Annotated in this window: 19 protein-coding genes; 5 read left to right on the top strand and 14 right to left on the bottom strand. The window is 74.7% G+C overall.

Annotated elements, in window-relative coordinates; translation table 11 throughout:
• Positions 1 to 39 precede the first annotated feature (39 nt).
• Positions 40 to 954 (top strand): hypothetical protein, encoded by a 915-nt coding sequence (locus ACIF6F_RS07500; protein ID WP_399942623.1) that lies wholly within the window; start codon positions 40 to 42, stop codon positions 952 to 954.
• Positions 955 to 1,037: 83 nt separating this feature from the next.
• On the opposite strand, the gene ACIF6F_RS07505 is transcribed toward ACIF6F_RS07500, so the two are convergent.
• Complete coding sequence (locus ACIF6F_RS07505) at positions 1,038 to 3,071, bottom strand: hypothetical protein (RefSeq protein WP_399942626.1); 2,034 nt, start codon at positions 3,069 to 3,071, stop codon at positions 1,038 to 1,040.
• A gap of 186 nt (positions 3,072 to 3,257) precedes the next feature.
• Between ACIF6F_RS07505 and ACIF6F_RS07510 the strand changes: the two genes are divergently transcribed.
• Positions 3,258 to 3,677: a hypothetical protein gene (locus tag ACIF6F_RS07510; RefSeq protein WP_399942629.1), complete on the top strand. Its 420-nt coding sequence runs from the start codon at positions 3,258 to 3,260 to the stop codon at positions 3,675 to 3,677.
• Between the two features lie 115 nt (positions 3,678 to 3,792).
• On the opposite strand, the gene ACIF6F_RS07515 is transcribed toward ACIF6F_RS07510, so the two are convergent.
• From ACIF6F_RS07515 to ACIF6F_RS07555, 9 genes are all read right to left on the bottom strand, one after another.
• Positions 3,793 to 4,206: a rodlin gene (locus tag ACIF6F_RS07515; RefSeq protein WP_399942632.1), complete on the bottom strand. Its 414-nt coding sequence runs from the start codon at positions 4,204 to 4,206 to the stop codon at positions 3,793 to 3,795.
• 449 nt (positions 4,207 to 4,655) lie between these two features.
• Positions 4,656 to 7,496, bottom strand: a complete 2,841-nt coding sequence (gene lanL / locus ACIF6F_RS07520) for a class IV lanthionine synthetase LanL (protein WP_399942634.1) — start codon at positions 7,494 to 7,496, stop codon at positions 4,656 to 4,658.
• Positions 7,497 to 7,511: 15 nt separating this feature from the next.
• Positions 7,512 to 8,558 carry a radical SAM protein gene (locus tag ACIF6F_RS07525; protein ID WP_399942635.1) on the bottom strand — a complete coding sequence of 349 codons (1,047 nt, stop codon included), beginning with the start codon at positions 8,556 to 8,558 and terminating at the stop codon, positions 7,512 to 7,514.
• A gap of 126 nt (positions 8,559 to 8,684) precedes the next feature.
• Complete coding sequence (locus ACIF6F_RS07530; protein WP_399942636.1) at positions 8,685 to 9,527, bottom strand: alpha/beta fold hydrolase; 843 nt, start codon at positions 9,525 to 9,527, stop codon at positions 8,685 to 8,687.
• A 178-nt stretch (positions 9,528 to 9,705) separates the two neighbouring features.
• Positions 9,706 to 10,269: a YbaK/EbsC family protein gene (locus tag ACIF6F_RS07535; protein ID WP_399942637.1), complete on the bottom strand. Its 564-nt coding sequence runs from the start codon at positions 10,267 to 10,269 to the stop codon at positions 9,706 to 9,708.
• Positions 10,270 to 10,278: 9 nt separating this feature from the next.
• Positions 10,279 to 12,354, bottom strand: coding sequence for a SpoIIE family protein phosphatase (locus ACIF6F_RS07540; RefSeq protein WP_399942639.1), 2,076 nt, complete (start codon positions 12,352 to 12,354; stop codon positions 10,279 to 10,281).
• 86 nt (positions 12,355 to 12,440) lie between these two features.
• The gene (locus ACIF6F_RS07545) at positions 12,441 to 12,956 is read right to left on the bottom strand and encodes a cupin domain-containing protein (protein ID WP_399942641.1); all 516 of its coding nucleotides are present in this window, start codon (positions 12,954 to 12,956) and stop codon (positions 12,441 to 12,443) included.
• A complete protein-coding gene (locus ACIF6F_RS07550) occupies positions 12,953 to 14,170 on the bottom strand; it encodes a cytochrome P450 (protein ID WP_399942642.1) in 1,218 nt (405 codons plus the stop codon). The genes ACIF6F_RS07545 and ACIF6F_RS07550 overlap by 4 nt, the downstream gene beginning before the upstream one ends.
• 4 nt (positions 14,171 to 14,174) lie before the next feature.
• Positions 14,175 to 15,251: a type III polyketide synthase gene (locus ACIF6F_RS07555; RefSeq protein ID WP_399942645.1), complete on the bottom strand. Its 1,077-nt coding sequence runs from the start codon at positions 15,249 to 15,251 to the stop codon at positions 14,175 to 14,177.
• Positions 15,252 to 15,446: 195 nt separating this feature from the next.
• On the opposite strand from ACIF6F_RS07555, the gene ACIF6F_RS07560 reads away from it, so the two are divergent.
• From ACIF6F_RS07560 to ACIF6F_RS07570, 3 genes are all read left to right on the top strand, one after another.
• The gene (locus tag ACIF6F_RS07560) at positions 15,447 to 16,676 is read left to right on the top strand and encodes a cytochrome P450 (protein WP_399942648.1); all 1,230 of its coding nucleotides are present in this window, start codon (positions 15,447 to 15,449) and stop codon (positions 16,674 to 16,676) included.
• Positions 16,673 to 16,900, top strand: coding sequence for an acyl-CoA carboxylase epsilon subunit (locus tag ACIF6F_RS07565; RefSeq protein WP_399942650.1), 228 nt, complete (start codon positions 16,673 to 16,675; stop codon positions 16,898 to 16,900). Before ACIF6F_RS07560 ends, ACIF6F_RS07565 begins: the two co-directional genes overlap by 4 nt.
• Before the next feature lie 130 nt (positions 16,901 to 17,030).
• Entirely contained in the window at positions 17,031 to 17,825 is a 795-nt protein-coding gene (locus tag ACIF6F_RS07570) for a hypothetical protein (RefSeq protein WP_399942653.1), read from the top strand.
• Here ACIF6F_RS07570 and ACIF6F_RS07575 read toward each other — a convergent pair.
• From ACIF6F_RS07575 to ACIF6F_RS07590, 4 genes are all read right to left on the bottom strand, one after another.
• Complete coding sequence (locus ACIF6F_RS07575; RefSeq protein WP_399942656.1) at positions 17,805 to 19,382, bottom strand: DHA2 family efflux MFS transporter permease subunit; 1,578 nt, start codon at positions 19,380 to 19,382, stop codon at positions 17,805 to 17,807. The genes ACIF6F_RS07570 and ACIF6F_RS07575 overlap by 21 nt on opposite strands.
• Positions 19,383 to 19,553: 171 nt before the next feature.
• Positions 19,554 to 20,438: a serine protease gene (locus ACIF6F_RS07580; protein WP_399942659.1), complete on the bottom strand. Its 885-nt coding sequence runs from the start codon at positions 20,436 to 20,438 to the stop codon at positions 19,554 to 19,556.
• A gap of 74 nt (positions 20,439 to 20,512) precedes the next feature.
• Entirely contained in the window at positions 20,513 to 21,523 is a 1,011-nt protein-coding gene (locus ACIF6F_RS07585) for a tetratricopeptide repeat protein (RefSeq protein ID WP_399942661.1), read from the bottom strand.
• The gene (locus ACIF6F_RS07590) at positions 21,469 to 22,212 is read right to left on the bottom strand and encodes an NB-ARC domain-containing protein (RefSeq protein ID WP_399942663.1); all 744 of its coding nucleotides are present in this window, start codon (positions 22,210 to 22,212) and stop codon (positions 21,469 to 21,471) included. The genes ACIF6F_RS07585 and ACIF6F_RS07590 overlap by 55 nt, the downstream gene beginning before the upstream one ends.
• Positions 22,213 to 22,585: the final 373 nt, after the last annotated feature.

The following is a 22,585-nucleotide window of genomic DNA, read 5'->3' on the forward strand; positions in this document are numbered from 1 at the left end:
CGCCCCACCTCCACCGCAGCGCCGACCAGGGAGCCCCCGATGAGCGAGACAGCCGGAACCGGCACAGGCACCCCCACCGCAGGCCCCACCTCCGGGTCCACCCCCGCGCAGACGATCGGTGGCGGCGGCCGCGAACTCGCCCCCGCCGTGGCCCTGCTGGCCGTGACGGTCGCCGTCACCAGCTCCCTCACCGGCCTCCTCATGACCGTCGGCGCACTCGCCGGCCAGGTGTCAGGCCCCTGGACCTCACCCTCACCGGTCGGCCCGGGCCTGGTCGGCGCCGCCATGCTCGGCACCGCGCCCGGCCTCCTCGCCATCGCCCGCGCCCGGGTCTGGGAGGAGGCCCGCACCCTGGTGTTCCCGCTGGTCACGGTGCTGGTCGGCCTTTTCGCGGTCGGCATCACCAACGCCGGCCTGCTCCAGGCGGCCGAGGGCGGACCGCTGTTCCTGGCCCTGTTCAGCCTCGGCTGGGTCGGGGTGCTCGGCCTGCTCGCCTCGGCCGCCGTCCTCTGCGTGGCACGCCAGTACACCCGGCGCGCCACGCCCCTCCAGGGCCCGGCGGTACCGCCGCCCGCGTGGTCCAGGCCGCCCCTGGCGGTACTGGGCTCGTCCTGGCTCGGGATCGGCGCGGGTCTGCTGTTCCTGCCGGGCTTCTGGGCGCAGTTCGTCCCCTGGGAGGTGAACCGCGCCGACGCCCAGTCCCTCGGCGTCTGGGCCCTGGCCCTCGGCATCGGCGTCCTGGGCACGCTCGCCGAGGACGACCTCCGCCGCGTCCGCCCCGCCCTGATCTCCGTACCGGGCGTCGCACTCGCCGCCGGCGCCGTGCTCGCCGTACGCGCCGGAGACGTCGACTGGACCTCGGGCGGCGCCCTCTCGCTCGCCGCGCTCCTCCTGGGCCTCCTGGCCTCGGGCCTGACGGGCCACCGCCTGGCCGCCCGCGCGGACGCCGCATGACCGTGTAAATCGGCCCGGCCCACCGACCACACGGCGCCACCCACCTCACAGCCCACCCACCACACGGCGCCACCCCGTACCGGTCAGCTCTCCAGTTCCCGCTCCCACAGCCGTTCCGTCAGCCGCTTCACGCCCGCGGCCAGGTGGCGGCGGTACGTCGACATCGGGAGGTGCAGCAGGTCCGCCGCGCGCTGCTGGGTGCCGGCGGGCTGGAGGTACGTGTGGTGCAGCGCCCGGTACGCCCGGCGGTCCCGCGGTGCCGCCTCCAGCTCAGCGGCAGCCTCCCGCAGGGCGCCCGCCAGCACCGCGGCCCGCTCGTCCGGCCCGGCCTCCGGCCCCGCCCGGTCCGCCACCAGCCGGGAGCACAGCAGTGCGCATTCCCGCAGACCCCCGGCCCGGCCCAGCCCGCGCAGCGCCTCCCGCACCCCCTCGGCGAACGCGTCGTGGTCCAGCACCCGCAGCGGCACCGGTGGCGCCGGCGGGCCCACGGCGAGGGGGTCGGGCGCGGACTCCCGCTCGGTCAGCAGGCCCAGCCAGGCCAGCGGGGGAGTGACCCGCCAGTCGTGGACGAACATCCCGTACCCCCGGCCGCCCACCGAGAAGTCCGCCTCCGGCACCCGCCGGAAGTCGGTGTACGCGCACCCCGCCGCCCAGAACCCGGCATCCGCGAACGGCAGCAGCGTCACCGCCGGCCGCTGGTCCGTGAGGTAGTGATGGGTCAGCCGCAGGGTGATCAGGGTCTGGACGGGCGACACGTCCTGGTATCCGTCCCGCGCCAGCCAGCTCCGCACGAGCAGCGCCCGCTCCCCGGCCCGCAGCGCACCCTCGCCCGCCAGCCAGCCCCGGGCCGCCCGCACCGCCGGGTCCCCGGCGGTGCCCGGCTCCGCCGCCCCCTCCGGGCCGGTGTCGCCGAGGGCGAGCAGCAGGTAGAACCCCACCGGGCCCTCCCCGTCCGCGCTGACCGTCCCCCACGAGGCGGCCGGATGCCCCCACCAGCGGGCCAGCAGCCGCGCCGACTCCGCGCCCTCGTGCGCCTCCGCCATCGCCAGCAGGGCCGGCAGCTCGGCCTCCCGCGTGGGCGCGATGGACAGCGCGTCGAGCCGCGCCGCACCGGCCGCACCGCCGGTGACCGGCGCCAGCAGGGGCCCCACCAGCGGACTGTCCCGGTGCAGGTAGGCGAAGTCGGCCAGCACCGTCCGCTGCCGCGCCCGGTCCCCGTCCGTGAACAGCTGCTGGTAGTACGCACCGGCCCGCCGCCGCAGCTCCGCCCGCCGGCCGGGGTGCCGCCAGCGCAACTCGGCGTCCAGCACGGACCGGGCCAGGTCGTGCGGGTGGATGCCCCGGCTGCCGTACTCGGTGATTGACAGGGTGCACAGCCAGTCGAACAGGTCCCGCGCGTCCGGCACCCCGGTCAGTGCCGCCAGCAGCGGCTCACTGGTGACCAGCACCTGGGCGCCGGCCTCCAGCGCCGCCCGGTGCGCGGGGCTCGGCACGGCGTCCAGCAGCGCCTCCAGCAGGGTGGCCACCACCCAGGCCGGCTGGCCCGGACCCGGATCCTTCCCGGCCCCCTGCGCCCGTACGTCGGCGATCAGCGCCAGGGCCAGGGGATGCCCGTGGGCGAACTCCAGGGCCCGGCCGTGCTCCTCGTCCGGCACGCCACGGCGGCGCAGCAGCTCGCGGCTCTCCTCCGGCGGCAGCGGCCCCAGCCGCAGCGTGTGCAGCAGCCCCTGCCAGGCCGGATCGGTACGCCAGGCCAGCGGCGGCGCCTCCCGCCCGGCCAGGACGAGCACCGTGTCCGCCGGCACCTCCTCCAGCAGCCGCTCCGTGAGCGCCTCGGCTCCCTCCGCGTCGACCACCACCACCGCGCCCGGCCCCACGCGCAGGCCCTCCGCGTCCGCGCCGCCCACGGACACCACCGGCCGCCCCGCCCGGCCCGCGAGCCAGGCGAACCGGTGCAGCAGCGTGGTCTTGCCGATCCCCGCCGGGCCGTGCACGTGGACCACCGCCCCCAGCCCGGACGCCAGGATCCGCTCGAAGACGACGGTCTCCGCGGACCGCCCGACGAACCCCCGCGCCCGCGCCTCGGCGAACCGGTCGGCCAGCCGTGTCGTGGTCATCCCCTCGCCTCCCCCTCCGGTGATACCACCGCTTGGACCGGAAACGGACCCGATGGCCAGGTATTGAGCGGGAGTTGACCCCTTTTCGGCGTGTCGGACGGGCAGCGGCCGCTCCTACCGTGAGCAGTGCCGGGCGGAACCGGCCAGGACCCCGGCCACCACCTCCCACCAGGAAGGACACCCGAAATGAACACCACCGCGACGAAGAGGTCCGTGCTCGGGAGCGCCGCACTGAAGCGGTCGGCCTTCGCCACCGGCTTCGCGGCCGCGTGCGCCGCCGTCCTGCTGAGCACCGCAGGGCCGGCCGCCGCCAGCCAGTTCTACGGCGGCACCCTGCACCCGGGCGAGCAGCGCTGCGTCCAGCAGTACGCCGGGTACCAGGTGCGCGCGGACGGCCGGGCCACCGGCCAGGGCGCCAAGTTCAAGCTCCAGTACAACGGGGTCACCGTCGCCGGCTCCCCGGGCCTGGTCACCGCCTGGGCCGCGGAACTCCGCTCCTCCTGGGGCAACTTCCCCGGCGCCGGCTACTACACGGCCTGCGTGACCAACAACGGCACCGCGGACACCAACGTCCGCCTGGAGCTGAAGACCGACGGGGAGATCTGACCCGGCCCACGGGGGTACCCCTTCCCCGGGAACGCCGGAGCCCCGGCGGCGGTGCGCAACCGTCGCCGGGGCTCCGCCGGACGCCGCCCGTTGCCGGGTCCGGGACAGCCGTTCGTCAGCTGTTGACGGCGCCGTTGCCGGCCAGCACCGACAGGTCGTTCGCGATGTGCGAGATCGGCTCGTCGCCCTTGGCCTGGGTGGAGTTCTCGGCGCACTGCTGGGTCTGCGGCGCGGACAGGACCGGGATGTCCTGGACACCGACGTTGGCGATGATCGCCACCAGGGACTGCGCGTTGACCTTCGCGGGCACGCCGAGGCAGAGCTTGTTCGCGGTGCCCTGGATCAGGGCGGCCTGCGGGCTCATGAGGCCCTCGGTGGCCTGGTTGCCGTAGACCTGCTCCGCGCCGTTGCCGTTGACGGTCTTCACGCCGTCGTCGTTGCCGATGGCCATCGCGGGAGCGGCCACGGCGGCGCCCGTGCCGACCACCGCGGCGGTCGCAACGGCGGTGAGCATGATCTTCTTGAACATTTTGGGTCTTTCTCCTCGTCACGGGCCCCGTTCCTGGGGCGCCGTGACCAACGACGCGGACCCGCCGTGGTTCCGCCGCTTCACCCGCACAGCCCGGACAGACCGGACGGACCGGCACACGTACACACACCGCGGCGGGCGCGGGTACGACCACCGCGCCGGGCACGCGTACGACCACCGAGCCGGGCACGGGTGCGGCTCCCCGCGGCCGGCGTGCGCCGCGGGGAGCCGTACCGCCCGAGGACGACGGTCAGAGCGTCCTGAAGTCACAGGTCGTGGTGACCGTGCAGGGGAAGAGGGCGCTGTCGGACTCCTCCTCCTGAAGCCACTGCAGGGCCTCCACACCGACCTCCAGGTCGAGCTGCTCCATGGTGTTCACCTCCCTCCCTCGCTCGTCGGACGGGTGTCACCGCACCGCCGGCGGCCCGGAGCCGCGGACGGTGCGGGGCTCAGAGGGCCGCGTCCGGCAGCCACAGGCGCCGGCCGCCGTGCCGCAGCCGCAGCAGGAAGGCCAGGACGCCGCTCAGCCCGGTGCCGTAGTCGGCCACGACCGCCGCGCCGGTCTCGTCGGGCGCCACCGCACGGCCGTCGCGCAGGGCGTGCCGCGCCCGCAGGAACGCGGCCAGCTCGCGGGCCCGCTCCCGGTGCGACTCCTCGCCGGTGGCGTCGGCCAGGTCGAGCAGGAAGTCCCCGTCGCCGGCCAGGCCGTGGCACTGCGCGGGCGAGGCGTGGCGACGGGTGCGGTACGAGGCTTCGGCCGCCCGGCGCGCCAGGGACAGCAGCGTGCCGTCACCGTTCGCGACGCCCGCCCTCAGCAGGAAGGTGCCGATGCCGGAGGACCCGCTGCACCAGTGGGTCCGGTGCGCCGCCCGGGTGTCGTCGGCGGGCCAGTACGCCGCGCCGCCCTCCACCCGGACCGCACCGGCCAGGGTGCGCGCCGCGGCTCCGGCGAGCCGCAGGTAACGCTCTTCCCCGGTGCTACGCCCGGCCGCCAGCAGGAAGGTGCCGCAGCCCGCCACCCCGTGGGCGAACCCGTAGTGGCTGACCCCCGCGAGCGCCGAGTCGAAATCGGCCGGCACCGTCCAGCGGACCCCGCCGTCCACCTCCCCGGCGGCGGCCGCCACCGCGTCGGCGGCCTCCCGGGCCCGCGCCAGGAACCGCTCGTCCCCGGTCGCCTCCCAGAACCGCAGCTGGGTCAGGCCCGCCCCGGACGTGCCGTGGCAGACGTCCGGGTTCGGGGACACGACCGGCACCCGGAGGGCCAGTTCGAGGGCCAGCGCCTCCGTCGCCGGGTCGCCGAGCAGCCGGCCGGCCTCCAGCAGGGCCCACGCGGTGCCGGACCGGCCGAAGTACAGGCCGGGAAGGGCCCGTGGCTCGCGGTGCACGTGCCGCCCGATCCAGCCGGCCGTCGTGGCGACGGCCTCGCGCAGCGCCGGATCGACGGCGGCTGTTCCGGTGTGTGTGCCGGCGCCGGTGCCGGCAGCGGTGGCGGTCGCCGCGCGGACGAGCACGCCCAGGACACCGGCGGCACCGTGCTGGACCGTGAACGGGTCGGCCCGGCCGGCGAACGGGCCGGTCGGCCAGAGCCGGTCGGCGTTCGCCGGGTCCATCGTGGCCAGCAGGTGCTCCAGCGCGTCGGTGACCGCCCGCTTCAGCTCGTCCTCGCCGAAGCCCCCGGGTGCCGCTGCCGTGTCCGCCCGTCCCTCCTCCGCCCGTGCCGTGTCGGCCGGTTCCGCGCCGGCTCGTTCGCCCTTCGCCGGTACACCCCGCGCCCGTAGCGCGTCCAGCCGTGCCCGTACCGCGTCCAGCCGTGCCCGTACCGCGTCCGGGTCGGGGCGCCGCGCCGGGGCGTCGTCCAGCAGGGCGAGGAGCAGCGGCCCGAGCGCGCGGGCCGCGGCGTTGCCGGGGGCCAGCAGCTCCAGCCACCCGCCGATCCGCTCCCGGACCGGCCGCAGCTCGGGTTCGTCGGCCGGCAGCACCGGGTCCAGGCCGGTGGCCAGGCAGAAGAGGGTGGCACCCAGACCGTACAGGTCAGCCGCAGGGCCCGGCGCCGGGCCGAACGCGGGTGCCCCCCGCAGCTCCGGCGCGAGGTAGCCGGGCGTGCCCGAGCCCACCACCGGGTCTCCCGGCCGGGCCGCCAGCTCCAGGTCGATCAGCCGGGCCGAGCCCTCCGGGGTGACCATCACGTTGGACGGGGTCAGGTCCCGCAGCACCAGCCCCGCCGCGTGCACGGACGCCACGGCCGCGGTCAGGTCCCGGGCGAGCCGCACCGCGGATCCGGCATCGGGCCCCCAACACCCGCGGTCCGGACGCGCGTTGTCGGCCGCCCAGCGCCGCAGGGTGGTCCCGGGCACCGCCTCCTGCACGAGGAACAGGTCGCCCTGCTGCTCGAAGAGCCCCAGCGGGCGCGCCGTCACCCCGGTGTGCGCGAGCAGCTCCATCATCCGGGCCTCGTGCCGCCGCGCGTCCCGGGCATCACGGCCCGTCAGGTCCGCGGCAGCGTGCGCGCGGCCCTGCTTGACGATGACGTCGGCGCCGCTCGTGCGGTCCACGGCCCGGTAGACCCCGCCCTGGAAGGAGTGCCGCACCACGTTCCGCACCTCGTACCGTCCGTCGAGCAGCACCGCCCCGGCCCGCGGCCGCCGTACGCCGGCCCCGTCCCCGGCGGCGAAGGGGTCGCGCGGCGCCCAGGCGGGCGGCGCGTACCAGGCCTCCCGCGGATCGGGGGCCAGGGTCCCGTCGGGGGCGAGGAGCGCCGCCTCGTACGTCCCGTCGTTCCCGAGCACCGGCACGCCGGTGAACGCCCCGTACCGGTAGTGCACCAGGCTGCCGGGGCGGTACGGCCGGTCGGAGAGGATCCCGGGGCCCGGCAGCCCCTCGGTCGCGGCGTGCAGCTCCGCCGCCAGGCCTCGCAGCCGCGCCTCGTCCCCCTCGGGGTAGACGGTGAGGAACTTGCCGCCGCCCCCGCGCGGCGCGTGCCGGGACACCAGTTCCCGTACGCCGTCCACGGTCGCGGCGAACTTGAAGGCGCAGCCGTGCCCGATCAGCACCCGAGCCGCGCGGCCCAGCACCTCGGGCGCCGAGAGCGGGGTGGCGGACAGGTGCAGCTTCCAGCCCTGTACGCGGTGCCGGTGGCGCGGTGGGCTCACCCGGCACCAGAACCCGCCGGTCTCCACCCGCCAGCCGGTCGCACCGGCCCGGTTCAGCCGGGCGCGCACCGCGTCGGCGAGCGGGCCGTCGAGCGCGTCGGCCGGTGGGCCGTCGTTCGTGCCGGCAGGGATCGTGTCCATCGTGGCCCCCGCCGGTCAGGCGCGCGGGGCCGCGAACAGCGGGCGGCGCGCGATGCGGTCGAGGTCCTCGGGCGCGGCGAAGCGCTGGTCGAGCGCGCGGGCGGCCCGCGCCCAGCCGGCCATGGTGGCGACGGGGGAGAGGGTCTCGACCACGAAGGGGTCGCTCCAGCGCGCGACGGCGCGCCGCCACAGCTCGGCCGGCGGATCGGTCAGCAGGCTGCCGACGGTCCCCTCGTAGATGGGCATCGCCCGCACCGCGCCGTCGGGCTCGACCTGGAGGGCGTGGAACCCGCCGCCCGGGCCGGTCGCGACGTCGTACATCCACAGGAAGGAGTTGTCGGTGGTGCGGATCCGGAGGGTGTCGGGCACCAGGGCCTGGCAGCGGGCGGCCCGTGCGCCGTCGGCGAGTTCGGCGGCCTGGGCGTCGGAGATCAGCTCGTGCTCCTGGAAGCCGGCCCGGCTGGCCAGGCCGGCGGGCACGGCGGCACCGAAGAAGACGAAGCCGAGTTCGGGGAAGCGGCCGGAGACCGTGGAGCAGAGCTCCTCCAGCTGGTGGAAGTTGCTCCGCACGACCACGTAGTCGATGCCCAGCCAGGGTTCGCGCTCGCCGCTGCCGCGCCGCTCGCGGGCGGCGGCGTCCAGCAGGCCGAGGGCCTTCATGGCCCGGTCGAAGGAGCCGGCGCGGCCCCGTATCCGGTCGTGCACCTCGGCGGTCGCCCCGTCGAGGCTCACGCTGACGCGGGAGAACAGCCGGGAGATGGGGTCGGTCATCCAGGGGGAGAGCGACCAGCCGCCGGTGTAGAGGATCACCTCGATGCCGGCGCCGGCGAGCCGCTCCGCCACCTCGAACACCCCCTTGACCAGGAGGGGTTCGCCGCCCGCCAGCGCGATGCTGGCCGGGCCCAGCTCGATCAGGCCCTCGGCCACGCGCAGCAGCTCCACGCGGTCCAGCTGGCGCGAGGGCCGTCTGCCGGACTCCGAGTAGCAGTGTGTGCAGCGCAGGGGACAGGAGTAGGTGATGTCCCAGACGATCTGCGCCGGGCCGGTGGACGTGGCCGTCATGTCGATCCCCCCACGAGGTCGTGCGCCGCCGGTGGACCCCGACGGCCGGCCCACCTTCGCAGCGGCGCCGTCCCGGGCACATGGGGCAGGCGTCCCGACCATCCGGGACGCCTGCCGGGGGAGGACTCAGCCGAGGAAGTCCGCGAGGGCCGCACGGAACCGTGCCGGGTCGTCGAGCCACGGGAAGTGGCCGCCGCCCGGGAGCACGGTGAACTCCGCGGCCGGGAACAGGGCGGCGTACTCGGCGACGACGGCGGGCGGCGCGGCCGGGTCGGCCTCCCCGGCGAGCAGCAGCACGGGCACGTCGAGGGCGGCGAGCGCCTTGCGCGTGGCGGCCGGGTCGAAGGCGCCCTCGGCGGTGTGCAGGGCGGCGGCCGCGCCGTTGCGCTGACCCTCCTCGGCGGCCCGGTGCGCCCGCGCCTCCTCGTCCCAACGGCCGTAGCGGAAGGGGGCGATGGCCCGCACCGCGTCGGGCGTGACCCGGCCGGCGACCAGCTCCTCCAGGGCCGCGAAGGCGTCCCCGAACCACGGCTCGTCCGCCCGCAGCCTGGCGGCCGCGAGGCGCTGCTCACCGGTGATGACCAGGCCGGTGGCGAACACGCTGGGCGTGATCAGGGCCAGCCGGCCCACGCGCTGGGGGTGGCGGGCGGCGTAGAGGGCGGCCAGGTTGGCCCCCGCGGAGTGTGCGAGGAGGTCGAGCGTGTCGAGGCCGAGGTGCTCGCGCAGCGCCTCCACGTCGTCCACGAGCCGGTCACAGCGGTACGTGGTGGTGTCCGCCGGCACGGCGGAGGCGCCGGTGCCCCGCAGGTCGGGCAGGACCAGCCGCCGCTGCGCCGCCAGCCCGCCGAGGTCCCCGAGGTAGGCGGAGGCCTGCATGGGCCCGCCGGGCAGGCACACGAGCGGCGCCCCGTCCCCCGAGAACCGGCAGGCGAGTCGGGTCCCGTCGTGGCCGGAAAAGAAATTGATCATGATCGCGAACATGTCACCCGCCCCCGCCCCCGGGCAACCGCATTCCCCGCGCGAGCAGGAGGCCGACGCCGCCCGGACACCCCGGACGACGAGGCTCCGCGCCGGCGTGCGGTCGCGGCGGGCGGGCCCGGGCGCCAAGGCGTGTCTTGGGATGAGCCCGGGCCCGGGCCGGGAGTGGTCAGGAGGCGAGGTCCGGGAGGACCGTGGCGCCGGGGAGCAGTGGCAGGGTGCGGCCCGGCAGGATGAGCTTGCCGCGCCGCCTGCCGCTGCCGACCAGGACGTACGGGGCCCCGGCCACGGCCGCGTCGACCAGCAGCGGCCATCCGACCGGCAGGCCGACCGGCGTGATCCCGCCGTACTCCATGCCGGTCTCGGCGACGGCGGTGTCCATGGGCGCGAAGGAGGCCTTGCGCGCCCCGAGGTGCCTGCGGACGGCCGAGTTCACGTCCAGCCGCGTGTCGGCACGGACCAGGCACGCGGCCAGCGTGGTCTCGCCGCCCCGCTTCGCCGCGACCACCACGCAGTTCGCGGAGGCCTCCAGCGGCACCTGGTAGGCCTCGGCGAAGACCGCGGTGTCGGCCTTCTCCGGGTCGGTCTCCACGTACAGCACCGACCGCGCGGCCCCCGGGTCCGCCCAGTCCTGCAGGGCCCGGGCCACCGGGCCGGCCAGCCGGTCGGCGACCTCCAGCGCCGGGTGGGCGGCGTCGAAGTTCCCGAAGGGCGGCTGCACGAGTGGGGTCATGCCCCGACCCTAGGCCGTGTCCGCGTCCCCCGAGGCCGGGGTACGCGCCAGCAGGACCGCCACGTCGTCGCCCGCGACCCCGGTCAGCAGCCGGCCGAGGATGCCGTCGCAGACCTCCTCCAGCGGTCGCTCCAGGTCGCGCAGCGCACGCGACAGCTGGAGCATGCCCTGGTCCAGGTCCCGGTCCCGGCTCTCGATCAGGCCGTCGGTGTACAGCACCAGCACGCTGCCGGGCGGCAGCCGGACCCGCTGGGTGCGGAAGTCCTGGCCGCCCGTGCCGAGCGGCGTCCCCGGCGGACCGTCCAGGAACGTCACCGCGCCGCCCGGCAGGGCCACGGCGGGCGGCGGATGGCCGGCCCGCGCGATCACGCACTCCCCGGTCGCCGGGTCGTGGACGGCGTACACGCAGGTGGCCATCTCGTCCTCGCCCAGGTCGGCCACCACCGCGTCCAGCGAGCGCAGCATCCGTTCCGGCGGGATGTCGTGCCGGGCCAGGGTGCGCACCGCCGTGCGGAGCTGGCCCATGACGGCGGCCGCGTGGATGCCGTGGCCCATCACGTCGCCGATGACCAGTCCGGTCCGGCCGCCGGGCAGGCCGATCACGTCGTACCAGTCGCCGCCCACGTCGTGGTCGCTGGCGGGCAGGTACCGGCCGGTGAGCTCCAGCCCGGTCACCTCCGGCAGGGCGCTGTTGGTGAGGCTGCGCTGGAGGGTCAGCGCGGCCTCGCGCTGGCTCATGTACATCCGGGCGTTGTCGATGTTGAGGGCCGCCCGCGCGACCAGCTCGTCCAGCAGCACGTAGTCCTGCTCGTCGAACGGCTCGCGCTCGACGACCCGGGTCACCGTCACGGCCCCCAGCACGCGGCCCCGGGCCACCAGCGGGATCAGCCGGGCCGCCCCGAGCCGCTCCATGAGGTAGTTCCGCAGCTCGTCGGCGCGCGGGTCCTTGATCAGTTCCCGTACGTCGGACCGGAACAGGTTGATCGGCCGGCCCTCGGCGATGCCCTCCTCGTAGACCGAGCCGATCGGGACCTGGAAGGTCTGGCCGGCGGCCAGCTTCGCGGTGGGCGCCGTGGGGTCGGGGAAGGACACCGCGAGCCGGCGCAGCAGGCCGGGGTTGGCGCCCGCGTCGTCGGGGTCGAGCACGGAGGCGAGCAGCAGGACGTCGGCGGAGTCGGCCAGCCTCGGCACCAGCACCTGGACCACCTCCTCGGCGGTCTGGCGAAGGTCCAGCGTGGTGCCGATCCGGGTGCCCGCCTCGGCGAGCAGCGCGAACCGGTGCCGGGCCCGCTCGGCCTCGACCAGCGCCCGCTGGCCCTCGGTGATGTCGATCAGCGAGGCGATCACGCCGAGCCGCCGCCCGGCGCCGTCGACCAGCGGCGCGTACGAGCAGGACCAGGTCCGGTCGTGGTCGGGGTCGGCCGGCGTGCGCCCGGTGCGCCGGGCGTCGACCACGGCCTCGCCCCGGTCCAGGGCGCGCTGCATCATCGCCTCCAGAGCGGCCGCGTTCACCCCGGGCACCACCTCGGTCAGCCGGCGCCCGAGGTGATCCTCGGCGGGGACGCCGTTCATCCGGGCCAAGGCGTCGTTGACCCGGAGGAACCGCAGGTCGGGGCCGAGCGTGGCCAGGCCGATGGGGGACTGGGTGAACAGGCTCTCCAGCGCGGCCAGCGAGTCCCGCATGCGCAGGACCTCGGAGGTCTCCACGGCGATCAGCAGGGTGCCGGGCCGGCCGCTGCGGTCCACGGCCGGGACGATCCACATCTCCATGGTCACGGGGTGGCCGTCGCGGTGGCGCACGGACAGGGTGCCGACCACCGTCTCGCCCGCGGTCACGCGGCGGGTCAGCTCCTCGGCGAGCTGCCAGTTCCCCTCCGGTACGAGCACCTCCGCGGCGGACCGCCCGAGCACGTCCTCGGGGCGGTGTCCGAGCAGGTCCTGGGCCGCCAGGGACCACTCCGCCACCCGCCCCTCGGCGTCCTCCCGCCACAGGGCGATGGGCAGCAGCTCGCGGAGCACGCCCGCGTAGCCGACCGCCGTCAGGGGCTGCTCCGGCACCTCGCTCGTCGACCGGTAAGTGTCCAATGCATCGACCTAACGCCGGAGGCGCACATCTCTCGAATCACCCTAGCCGAGCCGCGCTCGCGGGGCCCCCCCGAGCGCGGCGCCGGTCAGGTGGCGTGCCGCATCGGGGTGAGCTGCTCGATGTCGTACCGGATCCGCAGGTCCGCGATGGCCTCGTGGTCAAGGGGTCCGGGAGAGTTGAGGATGGCGAACAGCTCCTCGAAGTACCGTTCGTGGTCCGGCGGCGGCGAGGCCTGGAAGAACATCCGGGCCGGGGTGCCGGAGCGGTTGGCGAACGCGTGCGGGCAGCCGGGCGGGACCACGATGACGGTGCCCTCGCCGGCCGTCACGGGGCGCCGGCCGTCCGCCGAGTGCCAGGTCCGCCAGTCGGTCGACGTGCGCACCCGGGGTTCGAAGGCCATCACCTCCAGTTCGCCGTCGAGGATGTAGAAGAACTCCTCGCTGTGGGTGTGGACGTGGGCGCCCACGTCGAAGCCCGGCGGCACCACGACCTCGAAGCACGAGGCCACGTTCGAGTGCTCCCCGGTGACCTTGAAGGTGACCTCCTGCACGGCCGAACGCAGGTTCCGGCCGTGCCCAGGCGGCACCAGCAGCCCGGTCACCAGGCCACCGGCAGGGCCTCGGGGCCCCGGATCAGCGCTCCCGGACGCCAGCGCAGCTCGTCCTCCGGCACGGCCAGCCGGAGCCCGGGGAAGCGCTCCAGCAGGGCGGACACGATCAGCTCCTGCTCCAGCCGGGCCAGCATCGCGCCCGGGCAGAAGTGCGGCCCGTAGCCGAAGGCCACGTGCGGGTTCGGGGTGCGGTCCAGGACCAGCTCCTCGGGCCGCTCGAAGACCTCCGGGTCCCGGTTGGCGGCCAGGTAGGACACGTACACCGCCTCCCCGGCCCTGACCTGCTGTCCGGCCAGCACCAGGTCCTCGGTGGCGATCCGGGACAGGCCCACGGAATTGCGGTGCGGGATGTAGCGGAGCATCTCGTCGACGGCGGTCGGCCGCAGCTCCGGCTCGGCCCGCAGCCGGTCCCAGACCCCGGGCCGGCTCAGCAGGATGTACACCATGTTGCCGGTGTTGTTGGTGACCGCCTCGCCGCCGATCTGGAGCAGCAGGGCAAGTCCCACGGCCTCCGTCTCGGTGACCTCGCCCGCGGCGACCGCCGCCGCCAGGAGTGCGATGACGCCCTCCCGCGGGGTGTCGCCGGGCTCCCGCACCAGCCGTTCGAAGTAGTCGCACATGCTCCGTTTGGCCGCTTCGCTCGCCTCGGCGCCCGCGGTCGAGGACAGGATCAGCGCGGTCCACTCGTGGACCATCGCCCGGTCCCGCTCGGCCACGCCCATCAGCTCGCACACCACGGCGAGCGGGAAGGGGGCCAGCAGCCGTTCCGTGAGGTCGGCCGGCGGCCCGTCCGCGAGGATGCCGTCCACCAGCTCGTCGAGCATCTCCTGGGCGCGCGTGCGCAGGGTCTCCACGCCCCGGGTGGTGAAGGCGGGCGCGATGGCCCTGCGCAGCCGCGTGTGGTCGGGCGGGTCCGCGAAGCCGACCGCCCCCTCCGCGGGGATGAAGTGCGGGGCCAGCCGGGTGACGTCGGCCGCGACGACCGCCCTCCGGCTGAACCGGGGGTCGTTGGTCACCATCCGCACGTCCTCGTAGCGGGTGACCAGCCAGGCCCAGCCGCTGCCGTTGGGCAGCTGGATCCGGGTGATCGGCCCCTCGCGCATCAGCTCCGCCAGCACCGGGTCGAAGTCGACCCCGGTCAGGTGCTGCGCGGGCCACGAGCGCAACGGCACGGGCCCGGTCGGGGGAGCGGTCGCCTCCAGCATGTGTTCAGTTCCTTTGCGCTGCGAAGGTCGGGTCGGGGATCTGCCAGCGGCCCAGCGAGATCTCGGCGGTGATGCCCGGGCCGAAGCCCGCCATCAGACCGCGGGCCTGGTGCGCGGCGCCGCCCTCGTCGAACAGGCGGCGCAGGGCGTCCAGGACCACCGCGCTGGCGATGTTGCCGTACTCGGTGAGCGTGGCCCGGCTGAAGCGGAACGCCTCCGGGGCGACGCCGAGGTACTTGCTCAGGTCGTCCAGGATCCGCGGCCCGCCGGCGTGGATGATGTAGAAGTCCAGGTCGGCGGCGTCCCAGCCGTGCAGCCCTGCGAGTTCCTGCAGGGCCGGTGCGAGGGGCTCCATCGTTCCCGGCACCCGCTTGTCCAGCTTGAAGTGGAAGCCGGTCGAGCGGACGTCGTACGCGATCCAGTCCTCGGTGTGCGGGACCAGGTGGGAACCGTTGCGCTCCAGCCGGATGCCGTGACCGCCCTCGCCGCGTACCACCGCCGCCGCGAGTCCGTCCCCGAACAGGCCGTTGGAGAGCAGGTTCCCGACCGTGAGGTCCGTCGGCTGGTAGCACAGCGAGCAGAACTCGCAGGCCACGATGAGGGCGTTGGACCCCGGGTACGCCGTGCAGAAGTCGTGCGCCCGGTTGATCGCGGCCCCGCCTGCCGCACACCCCAGCTGGGCGATCGGCACCTGCCGGGTGTCGGTCCTGAAGCCCATCTCGTTGATCAGCCACGCGGTCAGCGACGGCATCATGAAGCCCGTGCAGGACACGTAGATGATCACGTCGATGTCGGCGGGTTCGAGTTCCGCGGAGCTCAGCGCCTCGCGGATGACCGCCGGAACCCTCGCCTTGGCCTGCGCCTCGTAGAGGGCGTTGCGCTCGTCCAGCCCCGGGTGGCGGAGGGTCTCCTCGATCGGCTGGAGGATGTGCCGTTTCTCCACGCCGGTGTTGCGGATCAGCCGCAGGGCCAGTTCCAGCTGCGGGTGGTCCTTGTGGACCTCCCGGGCCAGTTCGAGGGTCTGCTCCATGGTGATCACGTGCTCGGGCACGGACACCGCAGGTCTACACAGAGTGGCCATGGGGGTGCCTTTCTCTTGCTCCTCCCCACAGGCTCACCGACCTTCCGCATTCCCGCTCGTTGGAGAACTCCCCCCGGACCGGGGGCGATCCGCCGGTGCACCCGCCTGGCTCAGCCGGACGGGTGGGGTGCCGCCGGCGGTGGAATGCTCGAAGGCGCTCACCGCTCGTAACTGCAACCGTGGGAGCCCCACCCCATGACGACTTCCGAGACCGTCGACGGCGCCGTCGGCGAGAACGCGCACTTCTGGCCGCTGGAGGACCTCCAGGCGCTGGACTTCGACCCCTTCCTGAGCCGGCTGATGCGCGAGGAGCCCATCGCGCGCATCAGGCTCCCGTACGGCGACGGGGACGCGTGGCTGGTCACCCGCTACGCCGACGTCAAACTCGTGACCACCGACCCCAGGTTCAGCCGGAAGGCCCTGGTCGAGCGGGCGGTCACCAGCTCCTCGCCGCACGCCATCGCCTCCAAGCACGCCGCGCTCAACTACGCCGACCCGCCCGAGGTCAACCGCATGCGCCGGGTCGTCGCCCGGGCCTTCACCGGCCGCAGCATGCAGCGCCTGCAGCCCCTGGCCCAGCGGACGGCCGACCGGCTGCTCGATGCCATGGAGCAGCACGGATCGCCCGCCGACCTGGTGGAACACCTGCACGGCCCGTTCCCGCTGGCGGTGGTCGCGGACCTGCTCGGCATCCCCGAGGAGAACCGCAGGGAGATGACCGGCTGGGCCAACCTGATCATGTCTCCCGGGCCGGCGCCCGAGAGCAGCAAGAAGGCCATGGCCACCGTCCGCGCCGCCATCGTCGACCTGCTCGAACAGCGCCGCGCCCACCCCACCGGCGAGGACCTGGCGGGCGTCCTGGCCCACGCCACGCAGACGGGTGAACTGCGCGACCAGGAGGCCGTGTCGCTGGCCACCGCCATTCTGGTGAGCGGCGCCCACGCCGTGCGCAACAACAGCGCCAACATGGTGTACGTCCTGCTCACCCGTCCGGAGCAGCTGGCCCGGCTGCGCGCCGACCGGGAGCTGATCCCGCAGGCCGTAGACGAGCTGATCCGCTGGATCCCGCACCGCAGCGGCGTCGGCATCCCGCGCATCGCCGTCGCGGACGTGGAGGTCGGCGGGGTGCTGATCCGGGAGGGTGAAGCCGTCTACACCTCGTTCCTCGCGGCCAACCGCGACCCGGCCGTCTTCGACGACCCCGACACCCTCGACTTCGACCGGGGCCCCAGCGCCCACATGTCCTTCGGCAACGGCCCGCACCACTGCGTGGGTTCGATGCTGGCGCGCATGGAGTCGGAGCTCATGCTGGCCACGCTGCTCGACCGGTACCCGCGCCTCGCCCTGGCCGTACCGCCCGAGCAGCTCGAATGGCAGGAGGGCGCCCTGATCCGGGGGCCCAAGGCCCTGCCGGTGACCTGGTGATACCCGACGGCGACGCGCACGTACGCGTCGTTCGCGGGACACCCAGCGAGGCGGAGCTCGCCGCCCTGCTGCTGGCCCTGACCCTGCTCGCCCGTTCACGCGAGGCGTCCCGGCACCACCACCGGGGCGCCCGCGCCCACCACGCCCACCGGGCCCGCTGGGACACCCCCATGAGCGCCCCCTTCCACCCCTGCCACTCCTGGCGCTCAGGCCCCCACCACTGAACCGCGGCACGGGCCCGGGGCCTTTCTTTCGGAGTACGTGCGTCCGCTTTCCCGGTGTGCCTCCCCCGACCGGCCGGGCCTGACGGTCCACACTGACCGGGCCCCACACCCCCCACGTACGGGAGTAACTGTGCCGCGTCAGCATCGCGCGATCCGCACCACCCTGCCCGCCCTGGCCGCCTGCGTCGTCGTCACGGCGGCGCTCGCGGCGTCCCCGGCCCAGGCTGCCGCCGCCCTGCCCGCCCACTGGTGTTACGTCAACGGAGTCGAGGCGCCCCCCGGGAACGTCAACGGCACCTCCGGCCCGGACACCATTCTGTGCGAGGGCGACGTCGAGAACGTCATCATCTGGGGCGGCGCCGGCAACGACAACATCCGCATCAAGGGCCTCCTGGTCGACGGCGAAATGCTCGGCGGCGAAGGCGACGACACCCTCCAGGTGAACAACCTCTACCCGCGCAAGGGCGACTCGATGGTCCGCGGCGGCGCGGGCAACGACACCATCATCACGGCCCTCGTGGTCGGCACCGCCGACCACGGAGCCACCGTCCACGGCGACCACGGCGACGACAAGATCACCACCGGCAGCGTGCTCGGCCAGCCGGGCGAGTACCAGCGCGGCGGCGGCCAGGTCTTCGGCAACGACGGCGCCGACGTCATCCGCACCGGCAACGTCGACCTCGGCGGCCGCGTGCTCGGCGGCAGCGAGGACGACGTCATCGAGCCCAAGTCGGTCGGTGCCGAGTCCGCGGGCATCGTCCAGGGCGGCCCCGGCAAGGACACCATCCGCGGCGTGGCCGACACCGTCCTCACCATCGGCCCCGGCTACGGCCAGCTCGAGGGCGGCCCCGGCGCCGACACCTGCAAGTTCGCCCACGCCTCGACCGGTGAGCGCATCCGCAGCTCAGTCGCCGGCTGCCCCTGAGGCCGAGCGGCCCTGCCCGGGGCCGGAGGCGACTCCGGCCCCGGCGGGCCCCCGCCCCGGGCCGCCCGGCCCGTGCCCCTTCGGACGCATCACCAGACCGGCCGGCAGCAGCCACCAGACGGCGGCCGCCCCGAGGACGAAGATCCCGGCGGCCACTGCGTACCCCGTGTGGTACCCCGCCACGGCGGCCTCCGCGGCCAGCTCGCCGGTGGCCGGCCGGCCCCGCAGGTAGGCCGCCGCGGAACCGGCGGCGAGCGTGCTCATCAGCGCCGTGCCCACCGAGCCGCCCACCTGCCGCATCGTGTTGACCGCTGCGGAGCCGACCCCGGCGTCCCGCGGCTCGATCCCGGCGGTCCCCAGGTTCATCGAGGCCGACATGATCAGCCCCATCCCGAGCCCCATCACCACCAGCGGTGGCATGATCCGCGTCAGGTAGGGGCTGTCCACCTGCAGATGGGTCATGCCGGCCAGTCCCGCCGCGGCGAGCAGCATCCCCACCGGGATCCGCGGCCGGGCGCCCAGCCGGGTGAACACGCCCCGGTTGCTCCCCAGCGCGCTCAGCAGGATCGACACCGACATCGGCATGAAGGCCAGTCCGGTCCGCGCGGGCCCGTACCCGCGGATCTCCTGCAGGTAGTACGTGAGGAAGAGGAACACCCCGAACATCCCCACCCCGGTGACGAACACCGACAGCAGCGCCGCCCCGCGCACCCGGTCCAGCACCACCCGCGGCGGCAGCAGCGGGTGCGCCGCGCGGCGCTGCCACGCGGCGAACGCGCCCAGCAGCAGCACCCCGGCGGCCATCAGCAGCAGGGTGCGCGGCGCCGCCCAGCCGCCGGAGCCGGCCCGGCCCAGCCCCTCCACCAGGCAGAACACCCCGCACGAGGCCAGCGCCGCACCCCGCAGGTCGAGCGCGGGACGCGGGCCGGGCGGCCGGTGCCGGAGCAGCAGCAGACCCCCGGCGACACCGGCGGCGGCCAGCGGCAGGTTCACGTACAGGGTGGAGCGCCAGCTCAGGTGCTCGGTGAGGACGCCGCCCAGCAGCAGCCCCACCGCGCCACCGGACCCGGCCAGCGCCCCGAACACCCCGAAGGCCCTCCCGCGCTCGGTGGGTTCGGTGAACGTGGTGGTCAGCAGGGCCAGTGCGGCAGGGGCCAGCAACGCGGCGCACACGCCCTGGAGCGCCCGCGCGGTGACCAGGACCCCGAACCCGCCGGCCGCCCCGCCCAGCGCGGAGGCGAGGGCGAAGCCGCAGAGGCCGGTGAGGAAGGCCCGCCGGTGGCCGAAGAGGTCCGCGAGCCGGCCGCCCAGGAGCAGCAGGCTGCCGAAGGCCATGGCGTACGCGGTGACCACCCAGGGGCGCTGGGCGTCGGAGAAACCGAGGCCGGCCTGCGCGGAGGGGAGGGCGATGTTCACGATGGTCGCGTCCAGGACGACCATCAGCTGGCCGAGCCCGATCACCGCCAGGATCCACCAGCGGCGGGGGTCGGCGGGCGGTGCTTCGGCGCGGGCCGGGGGAGGGGGGCCGGGCCGCAGGGGGTGAGTCGCCATGGACATACTCCACAGCGCCCCGTCCCCGCGGCCCGGCCGCCACGCCACGATGCCGCCGTACGGACGAACGGACGTACGGTCCGGACCGCACCGACCGCACCGACCGGGTGCCGGTCCGGACCGGCGATCCGTGCGGCGGCACGCGGCCGCGCGGTGCTCCGGCGGCTCCCGGTGCGGCTACGGCTTGGGCAGCACGCAGCCGGGGCGGTTGAGGTCGAAGACGTTGCCGGGGCCGACGCAGGCGACGATGGTGTACGTCTGCTGGGCGTAGTTGATGCCCTGGCGGACCGTCACGTTCCCGCTCTCGTCTATCTCGCACGGGTTGTTCACCGTGCAGCTCTGGCCGTCCTCGTTGCCGGTGTTGTTGACGGCCACGACCTTGCCGGTGGTGGTGTCGACGACCGGGGAGCCGGAGGTGCCGCCGATGGTGTTGCAGGAGGAGGTGTAGCGGACCGAGTCCTTCCAGGTCCACTCCCCTTCCTTCATGCGGTACACGAAGCCGTCGATGTTGCAGCTGTAGATGCGCTTCCAGTAGCCCGACACCACCTTGATCGCGGTGCCCTGCACCGGGTGGGCGTCGTTGAGCGTGAGCGGGCTGATCCCGTACTGGCTCTGGATCTGCGCGTAGGTCTTGGTCAGCTGGTAGACGGAGATGTCCGTGTCCGTCATCGTGGCGTACGCGATCTTGCTGGCGCGCACGGTTCCGGCCCGTGCGCCGGACGCGGTGAGCAGCGTGAAGGAACGGTTCGACGCCCGGTCCTTGACCACCTCGCCGGCGGCCGGGAATCCGGTCTCCAGACAGTGGCCGTTGGAGAGGACGAGTGCGGGGTCGCCCGGCTGCGAGGCGGGCATGCGCACCAGGGATCCGGAGCAGTTGCTGAGCGCGACGGTGCCCGCGAAGTTGACCGCGACGGCCGCCGCTGCCGTGCCCCGGGCGGCCGGGGCTGCGGCGGACGCGCCGGTGCGGGGGGCCGCGTCCGCGGGCGCCGAGGCCACGGCCGGCGCCGCCGCCGCTCCCGTGAGGAGCAGGGCGAGCAGGGCGCTGGCGAGAGGCTTCTTCATGTGGGGGTTCCCCTCTGATGTCAGTCCAACCGGAGGTCCTCCGATTGTCATGTGCATTGTTGGGGCGTGCGTGCTCAACGAGCAAGACCGCATGTGGAGTTGGTGGTCGCGGTGGATCGGCAGGACCTCGGGGCTCCCGGGGGGAGGGGCCTGTGTGGTGGTCGAGGTCGAGGTCGGGATTGCGGCATGGCGACCTGGTTCTCGCCGATGCCCTCTGCGGTGAACCCGGTGACGGCGCCGGCCGCGTCGCCGGCTCGTCCACGCCAGTAGGCGAGGTTGTGTCGGGTGGTGAAGGTGTGGGGGTGGTCTGGCCCCAGCACCCGCAGCTGGTCGGTCAGTAGCTCGGAAAGCGCGATGCCGGCACCTGCCACGTCCCCGGCTCTGGCTCGCCATCGCGCGAGATTGTGGCGGGTCATGAGGGTGCTGGGGTGGTCCGGTCCCAGCACCCGCTCCCGATCGGTCAGCAGCTTGGCGAGTGCGGCGGCGGCGCCCGCCGCGTCCCCTGCCTCGCCCCGCCAGTACGCGGGGTTGTGGCCGGTGCTGAGGGTGTCGGGGTGGTGGGGGCCGAGGCGGCGCCTGCTTTCGGCCGTGACGCGGTGGAAGTGGGCGCGAGCTGCGGTGACCTGGCCGGACTCGCCGAGGCTTCGCCCGGTGCGGTGGAGCACGGCATGGAGATCCGGTCGGTACAGAGCGCCTTCGGAATGGCTGATGAGGGTGGTGGTATTGGCGCGGAGTGTCTGGGCCAGGCCGGTTGCGCGCTCGACCGGGGGCCAGACGGTGACCAGGGCGGTGGCGGCGGTTCGGGCGAGAGAGTCGCGCTGGTCGGTGTCGAGGGTGTCCCGCACGGCGCGCTGGGTGCGCTGGTGGACCCGGACGGCCTGGTGAGGGGTGTCGGGAGCGTGTTCGATCAGGTGGAGCCTGTGGAGGGCACGCAGGGCGGCGGTCGCCTCGGCTTGGGTTACCGGGGTGGGTGGGTCTTCCGGGGTGGGAGTTCGGTGGGTGGCGAGGTAGCTGAGGGCAGGGGTGCTGGTCAGGACGGACTGGGGGATTCCGTTGGGGTCGAGGTAGGCGGCGAGCTGGAGCATGGGGCGGGCAAGGCCACGGGGGCGCAGGGTGTCGGCGCGGTCCAGGGAGAGGGTGAGGGCGGCGGCGGTGGTTTGGTTCTGGTCGTCGGGCAGGGTGTCCGGGCGGTGTCCGCGAGTGCTGTGGCGCGGTTGGCCAGCAGAGTCCTGTACGTGCGGATGGTGATGCCGGCATCGGCGAGGTAGGCCGCTGCCTGAGACAGGGCCAGTGGCAGGTGCCCCAGGTCCGTGGCGAGGGCGGCGAGTTGATGTTCGGGCTCGGCGCGGTCGTGGACGGCCAGTGCGTCGGACAGGTACGTGACGGCCTCTGCGTGAGTGAACAGACCAACCTCCATGAGACGACGGCCGGCGCCGGTGAGGGCGGCGTCGCGGCGGCGCGTGGTGACCAGGATCCGCCCCAGCGGGCTGGCCGGCGGCCACAGCCCGCGCAGGTCGTCCGGGTCGGCGACATCGTCCAGCACCACCAGCCACCGGCACGGGATCGCGGCCTGCTTGGGCGCCAGCCACGCCAGGAACGACACGGCGGCCCGGTCCGGATCTTGAGGATCGGCCCGGCACAGCTCGACGCCGGCCTGCGCGTACTGGGTCACCACGGCCGAGCGGCTCGCGGCTCTGACCCACACCAGCACATCCACCGTGCCGTCCCGCGATGCCGTGAGCGCGTAGTCCGCGGCGAGTTGGGTCTTCCCCACCCACCCATCCCGGCGAGCACCTGGCACAGCACAGCCGTGCCCCCGTCTTGCAGCGTCGCAGGCAGCCGGTCGGCCTCGCCGCGGCGCTGGAAGGATTGTGCCCGGGGTGGGATCGCACCGACCTGGTGTGGCAAGGAGGCCGGTTCCTGTGGCCCGCGATGGTGCACGGTCAGGCTTCCGGTGACCGCCACCGCACCGGGCCCGATCGCAATCGCCGGCCCGGTGCCGACGACCTGCACGGACGACGGCGCACGGTCGCTGCAGGGGACGGGGCCCCGGTAACCGGACACCGCCTGCCCGCCGGCCGCGGCGTCCGCGCCTCCGGTGTCCCGCGCACTCACCCGGGCTCCGGCCGCCGGCAGACTGCTGGCGA

Origin of the sequence: Streptomyces sp. NPDC086023, from assembly GCF_044540325.1 — a bacterium.
Lineage (GTDB): Bacteria > Actinomycetota > Actinomycetes > Streptomycetales > Streptomycetaceae > Streptomyces.